This window comes from Pararhizobium sp. PWRC1-1 (genome assembly GCF_049897905.1).
Lineage (GTDB): Bacteria > Pseudomonadota > Alphaproteobacteria > Rhizobiales > Rhizobiaceae > Pararhizobium.
Genome location: NZ_JAFCXE010000017.1, coordinates 35245 through 54298, shown reverse-complemented (window position 1 = coordinate 54298; position 19054 = coordinate 35245). Strand labels below are relative to the sequence as shown.

Here is a 19054-nt window from a genome sequence, read left to right as displayed (position 1 = left end):
GGCCAGGGTTTCTTGTGTCGGGTCACTTCAGGCGAATGACGAAGGGGTCCTGCATGGCACCGGAATAATCGATGATGACGTTCTTCAGCCGCGAGAACTCGCGCATCACTTCGAAGCCACCGCGCCGGCCGTAGCCGCTCTCCTTGAAGCCGCCATTGGCGGACATGAAGGAAGACGACCGATAGGTATTGATCCACACGGTACCCGCCTCGATCTGGTTGGCGAAGCGTAGAGCGCGATCGATGTCCTTGGTCCAGATGCCGGAGGCGAGGCCATAGCGCGTGTCGTTGGCGAGCGTGATCATCTCGTCTTCCGACGAGAAGGGCATGACGCCGACAACCGGGCCGAACAACTCTTCGCGCATGAACGTCATGTCATTCTGCGCATCGACCATGACCGTTGGCTCGAAATACCAGCCGCGCCCAAGCTCGCCCGATTGCGGACGCTTGCCGCCGCTCGCGACCCTTGCCCCTTCCTTCACGCCGGAAGCGACATAGCCTTCGACCCTGGAAAGCTGGTCTGCCAGGGCGAGCGGGCCGATATCGGTCTCGTCGACAGTCGGATTGCCGACCCTGATGCGCTGCGTGCGGGCAACAAGCGCCTCGACGAAACGGTCGTAGACGCTTGCCTCGACAAAGCAGCGCGATCCGGCGACGCAGGTCTGCCCGGCCGCGGCAAATACACCGGAGACGACGCCGTTGACGGCATGCTCGATATCGACATCGGCAAAGACGACATGTGGGGACTTGCCGCCCAGCTCCATCGAGCAGGGAACGAGGTTTTCGGCCGCGTGTCCGGCAATCCGACGACCCGTCGCGGTGCTGCCGGTGAACACGTATTTGGCGATACCAGGATGTCGTGTCAGCGCTTCTCCCGCACTATTGCCCGTGCCGGTGACCACGTTGACGACACCGGCCGGAAAGCCTGCTTCGGCAATCAGTTCGGCAAGCGCCAGCGTCGAGGCGGTCGCGTGTTCGGATGGCTTGATGACGACGGTGTTGCCAATGGCGAGGCACGGGGCGAGCGTGCCGGTAAGAAGCATGAGCGGCGAATTCCATGGTGTAATCATCCCGACGACGCCGATCGGTTCGCGCAAGTTGAAGTTGAGCATGTCGAGCTTGTTGACCGGGATCGTCTCGCCCTGCAGCTTGTCGGCCATCCCGGCGAAATAGTTGTAGGCGTCCGGCATGGCGCGCATCTGCGCCCGTGTTTCCTTGAGAAGCTTGCCGTTATCACGCGTCTCGATATCGGCCAATTCGTCGGCGTGCTCCAGCACGAGATCAGCCAGCCTGCGCACCAGGCGGCCACGATCGGTCTGCGTCATCCGCCGCCAGGCGGGGTTGCGAAAGGCGGCCTGCGCCGACGAAACAGCAGCCTCGACATCATCCGCATCGGCTTCGGCGAGCTCGTACCATCGCTCGCCGGTGGTCGGGTCGAAGCTGTCGATGTAGCGTCCGTTTTTCGGCGCCACGAACTGGCCGCCGATGAACAGGCCCTGGCGCGACCCTTCGATAGTTTTGACCGTCGTCTTCATATCTGGTGTCCTGCTTCTCAAATTAATCTTGCGCGGTTTAAATCTGGGCGATCTAATCCTGGGCGACTTGCATCCAGGAGCGGGCCTGCCCGTCGATCATCGCCACCCGGCCGCCGTCTCCCGTGTCCATGTAGATGCCGAAGCGATTTTCCTGCCGTTCGCGCACGTAGCGGCGCAGCATCGACCGCAGCTCGTGGGTCGGGATCTGGTCGTAGGGCAAGGCGTCGATCGGGAAGAACTGCAGCCCGGCCGGTAGTTCTCCACCGGCCGCGTCGGCCGCAAGTCGGGCGCGATAGATCAGGTAACCCGGGTCGCTGTCGGCGACGTCAAAGACGGAGTAGAGGAACGTATCTTCGGAAACGAGGCTCAGTGCATCGCCGTCGTCGATCATCAAGCGGCTGTCGGCCTTGCGCCGTTTTGCCGTCGGCAGAACCCAGCCGCCCTTCCCCTCTGAGCGCAGGAGCAGGTTGTCCTCTGCCTCGATAAGATAGCCGATGATCATCCCGTGAGAGGCAACCCAGCCCGCGGGCAGTGGATCCTTGACGCTCGCATACCGGCCGCGGCAGAAGCCGAGAGGTGCCGAAGGGCTGGTTCCGAAGGCCTGCACCTGGCCAACGAGGATGACGTGATCGCCGGCATCGACGCGGGTATGAACCGTGCAATCGAACCAGGTCAGGCTGTCGGTCAGGATCGGCGAGCCGGTATGCACCCGGTCATGGTTGACCGACTGGAACTTGTCGGGGGATTTCGACGCGAATGTTGCCGAGACCTCGATCTGGCCTTCATGCAGAAGATTGACGGCAAAAGCCGGGGCCGCCGTGAAGGCCGGAAAACTCGACGCAGATTTTCCGACGCAAACGAGCAGCAAGGGCGGATTGAGCGACACGGAGCTGAAGGAATTGGCGGTCATGCCCCGGGGCGTGCCGTCCTCATCCAGCGTCGTAATCACCGTGACGCCGGTTACGAATGTGCCGAAGGCGCGGCGCAGAGCGATGGGGTCGATTGCCGTATCGGGTCTTGTCGCTGTCTCAGCCATCGTTGCTGCCATCCTCATTCCAGTTCGATGAGAGAAGGCTAGCGGGTGGAAGTCGGCCATTCTTCCTCCTGTCCGAAGCAAGAAATGGGAATCTCCTGCTCTGATCCGAAGGACACCGAAAGGAACAAGCACGCACGCTCTCGAGGCCGCTAGACGCGGGCCGCCGATCCATGAAACCAATGATGAGTGCTAGTTTTCGTTCGGGGTGCGATTGTCGATCACGGCATGCAACCGTAGCGCCAGTTCGACCGCAAAGCGCTGTTCCGGCGTCTCCACGTCGATGCTGAACAGTTCCTGGATACGCGACAGGCGGTATCGCAAAGTGGTCACATGCAGACCCATCGTATCCGCGCAGGCCTGGCTGCGACAGCCTTCCTTCAGGTAGGCTGACAGCGTCTCGAGATACGGCGTCCCGTTCTCGTGGTCATGCTCGGCGATGGCGCCGACGCTGTCATGGACGAACCCCCGGATATCGCCGGCATCGGACGCCGCGACCAACAATGGCAGCGGTCCGAAATCCTGCCCGGACAGCGCGCCGGTGCGGCCGAAGGAACGGCCGATGCGGATCGTGCGACTGCACCGCTCCCAGGCCGCAGGATAATCCGCAAGAACGCTGCAGCGATTGCTGACGACGACGATTGGTTCTTCCTCGAAGGAGCGCCCGAGATCCTCGACGATGCGGCGCATCATCTTCTTGAGTTTTTCTTGCCGTTTGCTGGCATCGAACGGCACCAGGCAGACCAACCCGCCATCGGTGGCAATTACGCTTGCTGGCATCGACGCCTGCTGCAATATCCGTGCAACGCTGTGCTCGACATCGATCGAGATACCGCCTAGGCTTTTCGTGCGCTCCGGAAAATCGACGACGATCATCTGCTGCGCAGTTGCAAAATTGAGCCCGAGGCGTTGCGCACGCTGCAGCACGTCGCTGGCATTGCGCCAGCGCTGCTCCACCACTTCAAAGAACAGCTCCGTCTGGGTGCGGGTTTCGAACCGGAAGCGGATGAAACTGCGCATCATCTGGACGTTGAGCGCAAACTTGGCGCTATCGAGCATCAGCAGATCCAGATCGGTGAATTCGCGCGACGACGGGAATATGATCAGCGCACCAACCAACTGGGCATCGACATTCAGGAGTTCGATCCGCGCCGAAATCGTGAACCGCCGCGTTCCGTCATCAAGAAACAGATTGGTCGTCTCTCCGCTGCCGCGATCGATCGCGTCGCGCGCGGCGCGCATCAACGGCAAGCGGAGGGACGTCGTCGCCGCCTCCCACCAGGCTGTATCCTCGAAATGGCCGAGGTTGGGGGAACGGCCGGGGATCACTTGGTTTGTGGTGAAATCGATGACGACAAGTGGATTGGGCAAAAGGGCGCCGACCATGCTCGACAGGGAGGCGACGGAACCATCGGCCAGCACGTGGTCCAGCAGCGAAGTATGCGCCTGCAAGGCTTTCTGCAGACGGTCAGACGAGCGCTTCTCCGCTTCCAGCCGATGCTGTCGTTCGACGGCGATTGCCCCCAGATGCACCATCATACCAAGGAAAGCGAGGTCGTCTTCCGAGACTTCTGTGATCTGGCGCGCGATCACGCTGAGCACCATGGGCCGGCCCTCGCTGTCGGCGCAGTTCATCGGCATGACCAGAACCGTGCGGTAATCGCGTTCGAACGCCTCGCGCCGATAGCCCGGGAATTCCTCGGATTCACGCGCATCGCGGATATAGACAGGCTCGTTGCGCTGAAGCGCAATCAGCGAGGGGCTTGTCGCCAGTTCCCACTTATCCGGCAATTGCCGCTGGATCAGCGTCGGATCATACCGCACGACAACGTGGGCATAGCCGTGAGCCGCATCGATCGCCATGATCGAGCCCAGCGCCCAATGGGCGTGACGGCAGGCGGCAATGATCAGGTCGCGCAGGACGGCGGTGAGATCGCCACCGCTGTTGATCTGACTGGCGACATCCCTCAATGACAAGATCTGCGATTTCTGGTCCACGCTGCGCATGTACTCCCTGGGGAACCAAAGTTTGCACCGTTCTTACCCTCAGTTCTACTCCTTACCAGAGTAAAATGCAGTCCTCCATTCCTGCGAAACGCAGGAAGACTTCGAGGCTCGATGCTCACTAGTTTATCCACCATCATCAACGGAAAGATCGCGACAATGGATATCGGCGTCAGAAAAATTGCCAATTTCATCGAGGAGACCTTCATTGAAGGCGGCAAGGATGCGGAGCGGCCGATCACTATGGTGGTTGTTGCAGCCATCCTGCGCAACCCTTGGGCGGGAGAGGGTTTCGTCGACAACTTGCGCCCAGAAATCCTGCGCGTTGCGCCCGTGCTCGGCCACGAACTGACACGCCGCCTGCTGGCTCTAATGCCCGCAGAAAAGGTCGAGGCCTTCGGCAAGACCGCAGCCGTCGGCGTGAATGGAGAAATTGAGCACGGATCCGCCCTCATCCACACGCTGCGCTTCGGAAATGTCTTTCGCGACGCTGTCCAAGGCACCTCCTACCTCGAATTCACCAACACGCGCGCAGCTCCAGGTGCACTGCTGTCACTGCCGATGACACACAAGACTGAATCCGGAAAGCGTTCGCACTTCCTCACCGCCAGTTTCCAAATCGCCGATGCGCCTGGACCCGACGAGATCGTCGTCGCGATCGGCGCCTGCGACAGCGGCCGGGCTCATGCCCGCATCGCCGACCGTTTCCAGGACATGGCGGAAATGGACGCTGAAAAGCACGCGTGAGCCGCATCCTTCGCCGCCTTAGCATAAACGGGCGGCGTCAGCATGATTGCTGTTGCGTCACCGGCAGAATATGTAACCGCATGAAACTTGACTCGATCGACCTGCGCATCCTCGAAGCCGTCCAGCGCGATGGCCGCATCACCAAGGTGGCGCTGGCCGAAGAGGTCGGGCTTTCGCCCACGCCGTGCTGGATGCGACTGCGCAAATTGGAAAAGGCCGGCATCGTCTCGGGCTATCACGCCCGCGTTGCGGTCCGTCGCCTGGCACCCGTCGCCAACGTCATGATGGAAGTCACCCTCGAAAACCATCGGCAGGCGGATTTCGATCGCTTCGATCGTGCCGTCGCCACCATACCCGAAATCACCGCCTGCTGGTCGGTCGGCGGCGGGGTCGATTATATCCTCAGGATCATGGCGGCCGATATCGACGCCTATCAGCGGCTGGTCGACAGCCTGCTCGACCGAGAAATCGGCATCGCCCGCTATTTCACCTATATCGTCACCAAGACGGTGAAGGAGGAAACGGCGCTGCCGCTGTCCGTGCTTTTGTCCACGCCGGAAGCGCCGAACGACTAGACGATTCCTCTGCGGCAGCCATCTTCTTTGGACCAATCCTCTCTTATCGTTCGGCTCAACAGACCATTCCTCGCGTGAAAGCTGTCAGACTTCCGGCAACTTTCAAGCACGAGGAGCCGGAAATGAACGCCGTATTCGCACGACCTGCCTGTCACGAGGCGCTTGAGCGCCTCAAGGACAAACATCTCCTGAAATCACTGGCCTATGTCGGCGGCCGCTGGATCGCCAGTGGCGCGAACCGCACGTTCGAGGTGCGCGATCCCGCCTCCTCCATGCCGCTTGCCTGGGTATCCGCGCTGGACGCGGACGAGACCACAAACGCTATAGACGCAGCATCGACGGCATTCCCCAAATGGCGCGCCCTGCTGCCCCAGGAGCGCGCCAGAATTCTGCGCCGCTGGTACAATCTGGTGCTTGCGGCCAAGGATGATCTCGCGCTGATCATGACACTGGAACAGGGAAAGCCGCTGTCGGAGTCGGCAGGCGAGATCGACTACGCCGCCTCGTTCATCGAATGGTATGCCGAGGAGGGCAAGCGGCTGAATGCCGAGAGCGTCACCAACCACCTGATGGGTGCCGAGATGATCGTGCGTCGCGAGGCGCTCGGCGTTGTCGGCATCATCACGCCCTGGAATTTTCCGTGTGCCATGATCACCCGCAAGGCGGCGGCGGCGCTGGCGACCGGCTGCACGGTCGTTGCCCACCCCTCGTCCGAAACACCTTTATCCGCCTTGGCGCTGGCCGAGCTTGGCGAGCGGGCCGGACTTCCGGCCGGTGTGTTCAACGTCGTCCCCGGTGATGCCGCGACGATCGTCAGCCGCATGAGCAGCGATGCCCGATTGCGCGCGATGAGCTTCACGGGTTCGACCGAAATCGGCAAACTGATCGCCGGCCAATGCGCAACGACCATGAAGCGTCTGGTGATGGAACTCGGCGGTCACGCGCCGCTGATCGTCTTTGCCGATGCCGATATCGACAAGGCGGTGGATATAGCGATTGATGCCAAATTTGCCACATCCGGACAGGACTGCCTTGCCGCCAATCGCATCTATGTCGAGCGTCCGGCGCTTGCGGCCTTTAACACCGTCTTCAAGGCCCGCATCGAGGCCTTGAAGGTCGGCACGGGGCTGGTGGCTGGCGCCGAGATCGGCCCGCTGATGCATGAGCGCGCGATCACCAAGGTAGAGGAACAGGTTTCCGACGCGCTTGCCCGCGGTGCAACACTGCTGACCGGCGGCGCGCGCCATAAGGCCGGGCCGCTGTTCTACACGCCGACGCTTCTCGCCGACGTGCCCTCCGACGCGCTCATCATGCACGAAGAAACATTCGGGCCGGTCGCCGCCGTCACCGCCTTCGACACCGAGGCCGAAGTCGTCGCCTGCGCCAACGATACGGAATATGGACTGGTCGCCTATGTCGTCACTGAAAACGGCGCACGCCAGATGCGGCTCGGCCGGGCGCTCGAATACGGCATGGTGGCGATCAACCGGGTGAAAATCACCGGCGGCCCCATTCCCTTCGGCGGCTGGAAGCAATCCGGCATCGGCCGCGAAGGCTCCCGCCACGGGCTCGAGGCCTTCACCGAACTCAAGTACATCTGCATCGACACGGCCGCCTGAGGCTCATCCACGCGCTCCCGAACGCTAAAAAAAGGAAAATACCATGTCCGAACATAGCAACGAAATGACCGCCTGGGACCGGGACCACTTCTTCCACCCGTCCACACATATGGGCATGCACGCGCGCGGTGAAACGCCGACGCGCATCATCACCGGCGGCGAAGGCGTCTACATCACCGACACCAACGGGCGCACCACCCTCGATGCCTTTGCCGGCCTCTACTGCGTCAATGTCGGCTACGGCCGCCAGAAGATTTCCGATGCGATCGCAGAGCAGGCAAAGAACCTTGCCTACTATCACGCCTATGTGGGCCACGGCACGGAAGCCTCGATCACGCTGTCGAAGATGATTATCGACCGGGCGCCGAAGGGCATGTCCCGGGTCTATTTCGGCCTGTCCGGCTCCGACGCCAACGAGACCAACATCAAGCTGATCTGGTACTACAACAACATCCTCGGCCGTCCGGAAAAGAAGAAAATCATTTCGCGTTGGCGCGGTTATCACGGTTCCGGGGTCATGACCGGTTCGCTGACCGGCCTTGAACTCTTCCACAACCTGTTCGACCTGCCGCGCGCGCCGATCCTGCATACGGAGGCCCCCTATTATTTCCGCCGCCCGGACCGCTCAATGAGCGAGGAACAGTTCTCGCAACATTGCGCCGACAAGCTGGAGGAGATGATCCTGGCTGAAGGGCCGGACACGATCGCAGCCTTCATTGGCGAGCCGATCCTTGGCACCGGCGGCATCGTTCCACCACCTGCCGGCTACTGGCAGAAAATCCAGGCCGTGCTCGAAAAGTACGATATCATGCTCGTGGCGGATGAAGTCGTGACCGGCTTCGGCCGCCTGGGCTCGATGTTCGGGTCCGACCACTATGGAATCAGGCCGGACCTGATAACCATCGCCAAGGGCCTGACCTCGGCCTATGCGCCGCTGTCCGGCTCGATCGTCTCGGACAGGATGTGGCAGGTGCTGGTCGAAGGCTCCGACAGGATGGGCGCCATCGGCCATGGCTGGACCTATTCCGCCCACCCGATCTGCGCCGCCGCCGGTATCGCCAACCTCGAACTGGTCGATGAACTCCGTCTTGTCGAGAATGCCGGCTATACCGGTGCCTATTTCCGCGCCGAGCTCGCCAAGGCCGTGGGCGGCCACAAGAACGTCGGCGACGTGCGCGGCGACGGGCTGATGGCAGCGGTCGAATTCGTCGAGGACAAGGATGACTGCACGTTCTTCGACGCATCGAAGAAGATCGGCCCACAGGTCTCCGCCGCCCTGCTTGAGCGCGGGGTCATTGGGCGTGCCATGCCACAGGGCGATATCCTCGGCTTTGCCCCACCGCTCTGCCTCACCCGCGTCGAAGCCGACATCATCGTAAAGGCAGCGGCCGGCGCAATCGAGTCCGTTCTCGGCCGCTGAGCTGCGCTGGCTCCGCTTGAAAGGAAACGACATTGGCGGCCGTGCGGATTAATCACACCGCCGCCTGCGGCTGCGAACAGTTCTTTGGACGAGAACCGCTGTGAAATGCAAACGCTGTCTCTGCGTGGGCCGCGCGACAGCTCAAGGGTTAGCAGGCTGTCTTCCAGATGGCGGGACTGAGCTCCAGTTTAAGATACTCGAAACGCTGGCGATCTTGAACGGCGATCATCACTTGGCGGCCGTGCTCTTTCGAAAACGTTCTTAGCAACGCCGCGAAATGGGCAATGTGCACGTCGTCCATGGTGATTCGATCGTCGATGAAATCGGCGGTGTTACAGCACTGAACGCTCCATTTCCCGACGAGGTTGACGAAGCGGTTTGGGATTCGGCGTATCGAGCCGAAGCCATCCGAGAATTTACGATGCCGGCCTAAAGATGGAGCCTAGCGACTTTCCGACCCCGGTAAGTCCGATCTTACCACCGCATTTGCGGCCGGCTCTTTTGGTTGTTATGGCCATCGCCCAGCGCGCAGGACCGGAGATGCTTTGCGCACTGCGTAGCCAAATGACGGGCGAGAACAAAGCCCGCTTCGGCAACGCGCTACTATAGAAAAGATAGTGAACCCCGCACGTAAGTCGGGGACGTCTTCGTAGTTGCACTTAATCTGAGGTTCTCCGCCCACGGGATCTCAAATAAACTGCCAAACAACAACGAATCGTCCGCATTCTCACGCTTAAGGTGCCAAACGACAGCACCGGAATCGATCAGGATATCAAGCTCAACAGACGCCACCATTGCTGCCCAGGAATTTCGATACGCATCGTAAACCAACCTCGCCTAAGTACGTCGCTAACGACGTGCCTTACGCCATCACGGCGATATCAGGCAGACGATGACAACCGGGGGGTTACCAAGGAAACGTCACTTCTCAAATTGCGTTGGTGTCAGATCCCTTTTTCCAACCGTGCGAACCACTCGGTGGAGCGTGCCTCGCCATTTCGATCCGTATAGCAGATTTTGTAAATCTTGGCTCGCGTCCGGATTTCCGGAACTTGAGAAGATCAGTTGCATTAACAAAAACTACACTCACGTCACCTACAGCTGAATACTAGAATGAGGTGCGTGAACCCATGGAGTACCCATGAAGATTGTGGCCAACACCCGGATCACCGGCCTCAAAATGGGGGGGGCAGCAGCGTGCCGCGATAGAAATCCTGAAACGTTTGCCTGCAATTGGACGGATTGCGCCTACGCGCCCGTTAAGCGGCATTAAAGCGCATTTGTGGGAGCAGACGGTTTTGCCGGCAAGGACGTTGGGCAATGTCCTTTGGTCCCCTTCGGCAACCGGGCCGATCACCAAGGCGAACCAGGTTGTCACACTTCACGATGTTGCATTTCTTGACCTACCAGAGTTTTTCTCCAATTCCTTTGTGACACTCTATCAAAACCTTTTGCCTGTTTTGGTGCGGCGGGCCATCCGCGTTGTGACGGTTTCAGAGTTCTCCCGGGCACGTATTGCCGAAACACTGAACGTCGCTCCTGAGAGAATTGAAATCATTGGGAATGGTGTCAGCACCCACTTCCGACCATACCCGGACGCCGATATCGAGGCCACGCGAATGGCTCTATCCCTGCCCAAGAAATATGTGCTCTTGCAGGCGACTGCTGACAAAAGGAAGAACTTGATCCGTTCTTTGCAAGCATGGGCGCTCGCACAAAAGCAACTGCCCGAGGACATACACCTGGTCGTGTCGGGCAATCCCGACCGTAGTCATGTCTTTGGAACGCTAAACCAATTGCCTGTGGTGCCGCGGACAAACTTCATCGGTTATGTCGAGGAGAGCCAGATCGGTCCCTTGCTGGCGGGCGCAACTGCATTCCTTTTCCCCTCGCTGTATGAGGGCTTTGGAATCCCGATCATTGAGGCAATGAGCTGCCGGACTCCTGTCCTTACCTCCGCCGCGACCGCCACTCAGGAAATCGCCGGGGAGGCCGCTCTTCTTGTGGACCCATATTCGGTGGAGGACATCGCCGCCGGCATTGTGCGGTTGGTCGAAGACGAGGATTTTCGGGCGGAACTTGTGAACAAAGGTTCGCAGGTGGCTGGTCAGCATAGGTGGGATGACGTGGCTGCCAAATATAAAGCCCTGTTTTCTTCGATTGGTGCCAATTTGTGAGCGTTAGGCCATTCCGCACACTGTTTCCAATTATTTGTGATTATTTGGGGATCATCCTCTGATGACAAATTCAAGCCAGAATAAACACATCTACGGTCTTGATATCCTCCGGGTCATTTCGGCTCTGGCGGTCATGTCCTACCATTTCGCATTCCGAGGTCAAGCCGCCGGGGAATTACCTGCGATTTTCATTTCAGACTTTCTGAAGTCCGTCGCCAAGTACGGTTATCTGGGTGTCAGCATATTCTTTATAATCAGCGGATTTGTGATTTCATATTCCGCTGAAGGGCAAAAGCCGTCCGATTTCTTGGTCTCGAGGTTCGCACGTGTATATCCCACATTTCTCATCATCATGAGTGTCACCGCAGCCGTCATGATGTTTTCATCCAATCCCCTGTTTCAGATTGGCCTCAGTCAATATGCGGCAAACGTATTCATATTTTCTCTTGTTCTGGGAGAGCCTTTCGTTGATGGCGTATATTGGTCGATCGTTCTAGAAGTCGTTTTCTATGGCTGGGTTTTTGTCCTTATCGCGCTTGGGCAATTCCAAAATATCCTCAGGATCATTCCGTTCTGGATCGCATTCTCATTTCTTAATGAGTTTTATGTCGGTTCGACGCATTTGCAGAATCTCTTTATCACCGAATACTGTGGTTTCTTTTCAATGGGGATTGTTTTCCACCGGTTGCGCCGGGAATTTTCCTATTACGGTATTGCCCTATTTATGTGTGCCGCTGCCTTTTCGATATATACATCTCTTTCTGGCGCAACTTGGTTTGAAGACACCTATTCCGTTGCGCTTTCCAGGCCGGTGATCACAACGATTGTCGTCGTTTCTATTGCCGCCTTTATTTTTCTGACGAGACTGAGCATCAGCGCGCGATACTGGAGTGTCTTGGGCATTCTGGGCGGCGCTACCTATTCGTTCTATCTTGTCCATCAGAATATCGGTTACATCGCAATAACCGAGTTGTTGGACGTCGTTCCACCATTCAGCGCCCTGACCATGGCGTCGACAGGGCTGGTTGCATTCTCCATTCTCTTCCATTTGGCTGTAGAACGGCGGCTTAATCCAACAATAAAAAAACGATTGCTTCTTCTGATGGCCAAGCCAAATAGGGCCACATATTAGCCGGCAATGCGACGACCAGTACAATCAGATAGACAGTTTCTTCTTTCCGTTCGCAAGACCGGGATTTTGCTTGCGATGCCGTAGGCCTGCAAGGCCAGGCTGGCAAGGTCCAAAAATTGCGTCTTGACCTGTATTCATGGATGTATCTCCTCAAAATCTTGAATGACCAATCCGTCCGATTCGCTTCTTGACAAGGCAAACACCGGACGCAACTTCACATCGAGCCAGGAAAGGCGCGTTCTAATACCCGTGGTGGGAGGCTCATCGGTAACCGTTATCGACGCACCGACGAATTCTGGCAGAGGCCCCAGATCGACGCCGCCTGGACCCGTCCCCACCCACTGATATTTCGTTGGCAGTTCGTCATTTGGCAAAATGACCATTTGCGGCAGTTGTTTTAGCGTGGGGTGAACGGTTCCATGTATTTCCCTCAAGCCGCGCACGTACTTCGGAAATGACGGCGGCGAGAACGGAGAATGTCCAAATAAGTATGGTACAATCCACTCCGGCTTTGTTCTTAGTTCAAATTGGTAGTCTCGTGCGTCGTTTCTTTGCCGCAATAAAATCCAAAGCGTTCCTCGCTTCGGGCCAAGTTCAATCGGGATCGCGTCTCCCGTCAATTTCGCTCGGGTGGTGCAGTGATCGGAGCAAATCCTCGGCTGGTACTTGACCTGCCAGACACCTGTCCCGCTGACCAGTTTGCCGTCGACGCGAAAATCTGCCGTTAATCTGTAGCGGAGGATTGTTTCTGGGAAGGACCAATAGAACCATCCTACGGCCGCCGCGCAAAGCACGGTCAGCCAGAGCATCGCACTTGGCAAGGAGCCCAGCTTCTTACGTGGCATTGTCGCATTGCCCCCGCTTGATTTCCTCTACGGCACCTTACCCAGCACGTTTCCGGTTGCATTCGTTATCGGTACCCTCAATGGGTTTGACTTCCGCGCCGGTGAAGATGTGCCCCTCGGGATCGGAGAGGCAGACTGCGCGATCCGGCCATTTCTTCTGCGCAGACACAAAGAAGCGGCAAAATCCCTATGGGATCGAAGCGCATATAGGCGCCGATTCTTGTGTGGACACCGCGAGTGCGATCCTCCGTAGCTTCGTCGTAAGAACGCAGAAATATATCCACCACCCAATAGTCCGGACAACAACGGCGAAGAGAGCCAGGACTACTGAAACGAGCCTATTTTCGAGCGCTCTCATGCTACCAATACATCGCATTGATCGGCGTCCCCGGAATGATCGGCTGGGCAATTACCAACAACCTAAACTAGCATTCCTTTGCTCGTCAATTGGAATGCATCAATGTAATCATGAATTATTACGTATTAAAATTACCTATATGCAATCTATTGATGTACGAAGCGTAGCATGAGGCAGTGTGGACGGATCTAATCAAGATGGCCCTCGAACATTCAAGGAGCAACAGATATAGACGCGCCGCTGGGGCGTTGGCGCGTGGATCAGCAAATGAGCGGAATTTGGTCTTTGACGAGCGCGGTCCAATGACGCCTTTGTATCGACTCATCGCGGTTTCAACCAAAGCCCGTTTGCCATAGCCGGCACCGTCCTGCCATTTCAACCGGCCATCGATCTGGATGGATGCGATGTGATCGTCTCTCTGGCAGGACGCCTGGGCGTTGGGTCGTTCAACTGCGTTCGAGCGCGGTGGAATGACGACCCTTGCGCCTGCACTGTGACGCAGAACAGCGTCGTAGGTGGGAGTGCCATCATAGGCTCCATCGGCAGTGAGCTGGCCGATCTCATCGTCGATCTGATCCAGCAACGGCTCCAGCTGCGGGGCATCGCCGGTTTCCTGATCTGTCAGGCTATGGGCAATGATCTCGCCACTGTCGGCGTCAACAGCCAAGTGCAGTTTTCGCCAGCCACGCCGGGACTTCGCTCCGGGCTTTTCTGCCAGCCATTGGCCCGCGCCATAGATCTTGAGCCCCGTACTGTCGACCAGAACATGAATGGGTCCATCCGCCGCATGCTGCCGGTCGTTGCTTCTGGCCGATGGCTTCCAGGTTCTGGCCCTGCGGCTGAGCGTGGTGTGATCGGGCACAGGCAAATCCAATCCCATCACGTCAAGCACCGAACTCAGAAGCCCTTCGCTCTGGCGCAAACGCAATCCGAATACCATGCCCAGCATCAGCGTAGTTTCGATCGCCAGATCCGAATAGAGAGGCTGGCCCCCGCGCGTTTTGCGACGTGGGGCCGCCCAGCCCGCTAACGCTTCCGGCGTTATCCAAAGGGTTAAACTGCCACGGCGGCGAAGGCCCGCCTCATACTCCGCCCAGTTCGTCACCCTGAACTTCATTTTACCGATGTGATGGCGGCGGGGCGGCGTTATGTTTGTGCGGCATGCTGGATCAATCGTGCTAATTTTCGATCGCAGCCACATAGTTCCAACACGTTGAAATTTGATCCCCGCACCAACGCCGCACTGAACGACTCTTAGCGTGGCGATTTCCGACGTCGCGTTGATCGTCTGTCGGACGGCGGTTGGGGCATTCTAGGTCTTGAGCCGTCGAAACATTTCGGCGAAGCAGCGAAACTCCCCGTTATCGCCATCGAACCAGGCGTCCAGTCCACAGTAGGCGACCGCGGTCGCGGCTTCACTGCCGTAGAGAGCGTGTGCCTCGGCAAAGATGGCGTCCCCGGCCGGATGGCCTTGGTCGGATCCAGAACCCGATTGCTGCGGTCTCTTTGACCGGAATGGTTTGCGCCACATCATCTTCTCCCGCCTGAAGCGATTTGGGTGATCATCAGACGTTACCCGGCGATTTAGCGCATGGTATCAATGCGAAGTTTTGCTCCAAGTTATCTGTGCGGCCTAACCGGCGGTCGGGCAATATCGATGATGTCGTCCCCTGGAGGCTATCGGATCCTCGCTGTGCCACAGTCACCCCATGCCGATCCTAAAGTCGACGCCCCTCGACGACAGTTAGAACACGCGCAGGTTGGTCGCCTTGATGGGATGCCAAACCACCGACGTTGATGGCAAGCCATTTGGCCTGAATATGGTTAGAAACGGCCATCAAACACCACGGGTCCTGGCCAATGGTCGATCGCATGGTTGAAGTCGTCCAAGATCACGCTACATATACGTGTACGCGCTGACGTGCACGGGGATAGACGATGCTCACTGCTTTCGATGTCGTTTTGACGAACATGAGACAAGGGGTTGCGCTGTTAAGTGCGGAGCTCCGCATCCTATTATTCAACGATCGGCTGTTGCAACTACTGCAATTGCCGAGGATTGCAATCGGGGCCGATGCAAAAACCATCGCTGTGCAGATGCCTATCCGTGACCAATCCACGGTATGGTTGACACACTTGTCAGCCGAAACCAAATCGCTGCATCAGGAAATAGTGGTTGGCGAGACGCTCGTCTCTATGGTTACCAGTCCCGTGGGCCACGGCCGGTGGTTAATCCAGTGCGAGGATATTTCGGCGCTCGCCCGCGTAAAAAAGGATATATCCGATCAGAGCAGCCTTTTCGACACGGCTTTAGACAATATGCCGCACGGGCTGTGCATGTTCGATGCCAACAAAAATCTGATGCTGTGCAACGCTGCGTATTCCCGCTTATACACCTTGCCGGCGGAATTGACGCGACCGGGAACCCCTCTACAGCAAATTCTCGATCACCGGTTAACCCAGGGTAATGCGCCTGCCAATCGTGAGACCTATTTCGATGTCGTAGTCGAAGCCGCTCTGAAAGGGTCTACGGCAAGCCAAAATATTTTACTGCTGGATGGCAGGGTGATTAAGATTTCACACCAACCCATGGACAATGGCGGATACGTCGCAACCCATGAAGATGTCACCGAAGCGGTGCGTGCCGAAGAGCAAATCAAATATATGGCGGGCCACGACCCGCTGACCGGCTTGCCCAATCGAACGCTATTGCGTGAGAAGATCGACAAGGAAGTCGCCGCCAGCGGAAAAACAACCGCCTTATTATGTTTGGATTTGGACCGCTTCAAAGAGGTAAACGATACCCTGGGCCACGCCGTGGGCGATCTCCTGCTCAAAGCCGTAGCGGATAGGCTGACGGCCTGCCTGCGCGAGGGTGACAGCATCGCACGACTTGGCGGCGATGAGTTCGTCGTCTTCCAGGCGGATGTCGAAAGCAGCGACCAAGCTTCTACCTTGGCTCGTCGGATTATTGACGTTGTCGACAAAGCTTTCATCATCGATGGAAAATCCGTTCGCATCGGCGTCAGCATCGGCATCGCGATGGCCCCGGACGACGGCGACATCGCGGACTCGCTCTTGCAGCATGCTGACACGGCTTTGTACAAGGCAAAGGCAAATGGCCGCGGCACCTTTTGCTTTTTCGAAACTGCGATGGATGCCAACAGACAGGAGCGACGCGACCTCGAAGTTGCCCTTCAGCATGCCCTCGAAACCAAGCAGTTTGAAATTTACTATCAGCCGCAGGTGGATACAAATAGCGAACGGGTTGTTGGCTTCGAGGCGCTGTTGCGTTGGCACCACCCTGAGCGCGGTCTGGTTTCACCGGCCGATTTCATCCCACTGGCGGAGGAATCCGGGTTGATCGTGCCCATCGGGGAATGGGTCTTGCGCCAGGCCTGCAAAGACGCCGCGAGTTGGTCGGCCGACATCAGCGTGGCCGTCAACCTTTCCCCGCTCCAGTTCAAGAGCCAAACGCTTGCTCACACCGTCATCTCCGCGCTTAGCGATGCGGGGCTGCCGGCCTCTCGGCTTGAGCTCGAGATCACAGAATCCGTTCTGTTGACCGACAACGACACGGCCTTGGCGACGCTGCACCATATCAGGAGCCTAGGGGTGCGGATTGCGATGGATGACTTCGGTACTGGATATTCGTCATTGAGCTATCTGCGGCTCTTTCCATTTGACAAGATCAAGATCGACCAGTCCTTCATTCGCGAACTTGGAAACTCCAAGGATTGCGCAGCCATTGTAAAGGCGGTCGTCGATCTGGGCGCAAGTCTCGGTATTACGACCACCGCCGAAGGTGTCGAGACGAGCGATCAGCTTGACCGCGTCAGGGAGCAGGGCTGTAGCGAGATTCAAGGCTATTTATTCGGAAAGCCGCTACCTCTTACCAGCGTCCACGAACTGTTACAGCGGCGGCTGCCGGGGGCTGCTTGATATCCCCCGGGCAGGCGCGAGCGCGGCGTGTCCGAGGCGGAACGCATTCATTTTCCGTGTTCTTTCAGGCTCTTCCTACCCTGGCTGCAAACAGAGCGTTGGTCCCTTTGTCGGGCCCGAAGATTCTGTTGCCTCGGTGCTGGCGCTCCCATCTATAGGGTCGAGCCGGTAATCCTGAATGTGAGCAGCCTCCCATGGCGTCACCTGGTGTGGGAATCTGATCTGGAATTGCGGGCGGGCGCCGAACGCCCGGACGCTTGCGCGGTGCGGCGCCTGCTTTTGCGCGGTCGCCGGTTGGCCCCGCGACCACAGGGCACGACTTAACGTTCGAACCGCTCCAGCATGGCCTTGAGTTGAACGTTCTGCACCCGAAGTTTATCGATAAGCTTGCTGCGCAGGAGCTTTATCTCGTCATCGAGGCTGATGGCCTGAGGGGTGATGGCCTGAGGGGTGATGGTGACAGAATAGCCAAGCTGGCGCCCGGCGACTGCTTCCCCGTCCTTCTTCTTCTGTCGCCTTGGCGCAAGGGCCCGGGGGGCGGGCGAGGAGTGTTGGGTATCGGGCTCTGCCGCGACACCATCGTCGCGCCCCGAAACGGCAGGAGAAGCCGTATCCGTGGTCGTTGCCGCCGCAGGGCCCACCGCAATATCGACAGCAGCTATCGCATTGCCCCACTCGCTGGCGATCGCTCCGGCTAGGGCGGTTCGGTCACGGAAGCCGCGTCGTCAGGGACCAACTCGGCAGCCGGCGGTGTTTCGGCGCCTTGTTGCTCGACGTTAGCTCTCGGCAGACTCCGTTGCGGTTCCTGGCGCCGTCTCGACGTCAAACGCGCAACGAAATTCCATAAGGATGCCATTGTCATTGACCTCGTGTTCTACTCGCCTGCACCCTGGCTGTTGCGATCGCTCGCTGCAACGAGGATCTCGATGCGACCGGCAAGATTGCGCACCGCCAATTCCGTAGCAGGTGACCATCCTCCGGCGGTGCTGGCGTAGAGCGTATCGAAACGCTCACGTTCGATCGCCGCGAGGCTGAGTGCATCAATGGCGGCTTCGGTGATGCACAGACGAACCGCCGTCCGACTGCCAAACCGAAACAGGACCTTTGTGCCACCCGAGGAGAAGCCGCGCCATTGCGAGCCGCGTTCCTCCCAGCCGCATATTTTCCCGTCGCCGTTGTGATGACCAAACCAGGCGCTGCCATGGGGCACCTCCCGGATCAGCCCTAGGGCGACGGCACGCTGCAAGAGGCGGCTGGGAATAACCCTTATATCGTTGAGGTAGCGGTAGGCGGGAGAGCCTTGGCGCAGCGGCGGACGTCTGGACCAACGTTCCGGGATAACGCTGCTGAGTGTTCGTCGCGATGGGAGAGCCAACGGCGCTCCGGATGCCGCAACACCGGCGAGCGCACCAACCGACCTGAGGGTCGCTGCAAAATCGTCTGGTTGAAGCCAGGCCTGCAGGCCGAAAACATCTCCCTTCCTGTCCGACAGCGGGTCGAACCATCCCCTCCCCCCATGGGTGACGATGGCAATCTCGCCATCGCGCCGGTATTTGACGGCGCGACGTGTGCTTTCCTTCAGGTCGATATGAAAACCCGCCTGCTCCAGCACGACCCCGCACGACACCCTGTCCTTTATCCGTTCGATTTCCTGACTTCCATATTCCC

General features: G+C 58.4%; 14 protein-coding genes and 1 pseudogene. 7 read left to right on the top strand and 8 right to left on the bottom strand.

Translation table 11 applies throughout. The features are described 5' to 3' along the window. Window positions 1–22: 22 nt before the first annotated feature. The 3 genes from ACP7E0_RS23550 to ACP7E0_RS23540 form a co-directional block, all read right to left on the bottom strand. Entirely contained in the window at window positions 23–1534 is a 1512-nt protein-coding gene (locus tag ACP7E0_RS23550; RefSeq protein ID WP_426128317.1) for an aldehyde dehydrogenase, read from the bottom strand. Between the two features lie 52 nt (window positions 1535–1586). Continuing rightward, window positions 1587–2570, bottom strand: a complete 984-nt coding sequence (locus ACP7E0_RS23545; RefSeq protein WP_426128315.1) for a flavin reductase family protein — start codon at window positions 2568–2570, stop codon at window positions 1587–1589. 189 nt (window positions 2571–2759) lie between these two features. Next, window positions 2760–4565: a helix-turn-helix domain-containing protein gene (locus ACP7E0_RS23540; RefSeq protein WP_426128441.1), complete on the bottom strand. Its 1806-nt coding sequence runs from the start codon at window positions 4563–4565 to the stop codon at window positions 2760–2762. Between the two features lie 165 nt (window positions 4566–4730). On the opposite strand from ACP7E0_RS23540, the gene ACP7E0_RS23535 reads away from it, so the two are divergent. From ACP7E0_RS23535 to ACP7E0_RS23520, 4 genes are all read left to right on the top strand, one after another. Next, window positions 4731–5318: an amino acid synthesis family protein gene (locus tag ACP7E0_RS23535; protein ID WP_426128439.1), complete on the top strand. Its 588-nt coding sequence runs from the start codon at window positions 4731–4733 to the stop codon at window positions 5316–5318. A gap of 80 nt (window positions 5319–5398) precedes the next feature. Further along, window positions 5399–5893, top strand: a complete 495-nt coding sequence (locus ACP7E0_RS23530) for an Lrp/AsnC family transcriptional regulator (RefSeq protein WP_426128313.1) — start codon at window positions 5399–5401, stop codon at window positions 5891–5893. 122 nt (window positions 5894–6015) lie between these two features. Continuing rightward, a complete protein-coding gene (locus tag ACP7E0_RS23525; RefSeq protein ID WP_426128311.1) occupies window positions 6016–7512 on the top strand; it encodes an NAD-dependent succinate-semialdehyde dehydrogenase in 1497 nt (498 codons plus the stop codon). A 43-nt stretch (window positions 7513–7555) separates the two neighbouring features. Next, a complete protein-coding gene (locus tag ACP7E0_RS23520) occupies window positions 7556–8932 on the top strand; it encodes an aspartate aminotransferase family protein (RefSeq protein ID WP_426128309.1) in 1377 nt (458 codons plus the stop codon). Window positions 8933–9080: 148 nt separating this feature from the next. Here the strand turns inward: ACP7E0_RS23520 and ACP7E0_RS23515 are convergent, their stop codons facing one another. Next, window positions 9081–9233 carry a hypothetical protein gene (locus ACP7E0_RS23515; protein WP_426128307.1) on the bottom strand — a complete coding sequence of 51 codons (153 nt, stop codon included), beginning with the start codon at window positions 9231–9233 and terminating at the stop codon, window positions 9081–9083. Between the two features lie 847 nt (window positions 9234–10080). Between ACP7E0_RS23515 and ACP7E0_RS23510 the strand changes: the two genes are divergently transcribed. Continuing rightward, complete coding sequence (locus ACP7E0_RS23510; protein WP_426128306.1) at window positions 10081–11109, top strand: glycosyltransferase family 4 protein; 1029 nt, start codon at window positions 10081–10083, stop codon at window positions 11107–11109. A 61-nt stretch (window positions 11110–11170) separates the two neighbouring features. Then, window positions 11171–12241 (top strand): acyltransferase family protein, encoded by a 1071-nt coding sequence (locus ACP7E0_RS23505; RefSeq protein WP_426128304.1) that lies wholly within the window; start codon window positions 11171–11173, stop codon window positions 12239–12241. Between the two features lie 134 nt (window positions 12242–12375). On the opposite strand, the gene ACP7E0_RS23500 is transcribed toward ACP7E0_RS23505, so the two are convergent. Together ACP7E0_RS23500 and ACP7E0_RS23495 are read right to left on the bottom strand one after the other, a co-directional pair. Continuing rightward, a complete protein-coding gene (locus ACP7E0_RS23500) occupies window positions 12376–13086 on the bottom strand; it encodes a hypothetical protein (protein WP_426128302.1) in 711 nt (236 codons plus the stop codon). 476 nt (window positions 13087–13562) lie between these two features. Then, window positions 13563–14607 (bottom strand): annotated as a pseudogene (locus tag ACP7E0_RS23495) (IS5 family transposase). A gap of 775 nt (window positions 14608–15382) precedes the next feature. Here ACP7E0_RS23495 and ACP7E0_RS23490 point away from each other — a divergent pair. Next, window positions 15383–17386 carry a putative bifunctional diguanylate cyclase/phosphodiesterase gene (locus tag ACP7E0_RS23490; RefSeq protein ID WP_426128300.1) on the top strand — a complete coding sequence of 668 codons (2004 nt, stop codon included), beginning with the start codon at window positions 15383–15385 and terminating at the stop codon, window positions 17384–17386. 320 nt (window positions 17387–17706) lie between these two features. On the opposite strand, the gene ACP7E0_RS23485 is transcribed toward ACP7E0_RS23490, so the two are convergent. Together ACP7E0_RS23485 and ACP7E0_RS23480 are read right to left on the bottom strand one after the other, a co-directional pair. Then, window positions 17707–18027, bottom strand: coding sequence for a hypothetical protein (locus ACP7E0_RS23485; protein ID WP_426128298.1), 321 nt, complete (start codon window positions 18025–18027; stop codon window positions 17707–17709). Between the two features lie 233 nt (window positions 18028–18260). Then, window positions 18261–19013 (bottom strand): DUF3991 domain-containing protein, encoded by a 753-nt coding sequence (locus ACP7E0_RS23480; RefSeq protein ID WP_426128297.1) that lies wholly within the window; start codon window positions 19011–19013, stop codon window positions 18261–18263. Window positions 19014–19054: the final 41 nt, after the last annotated feature.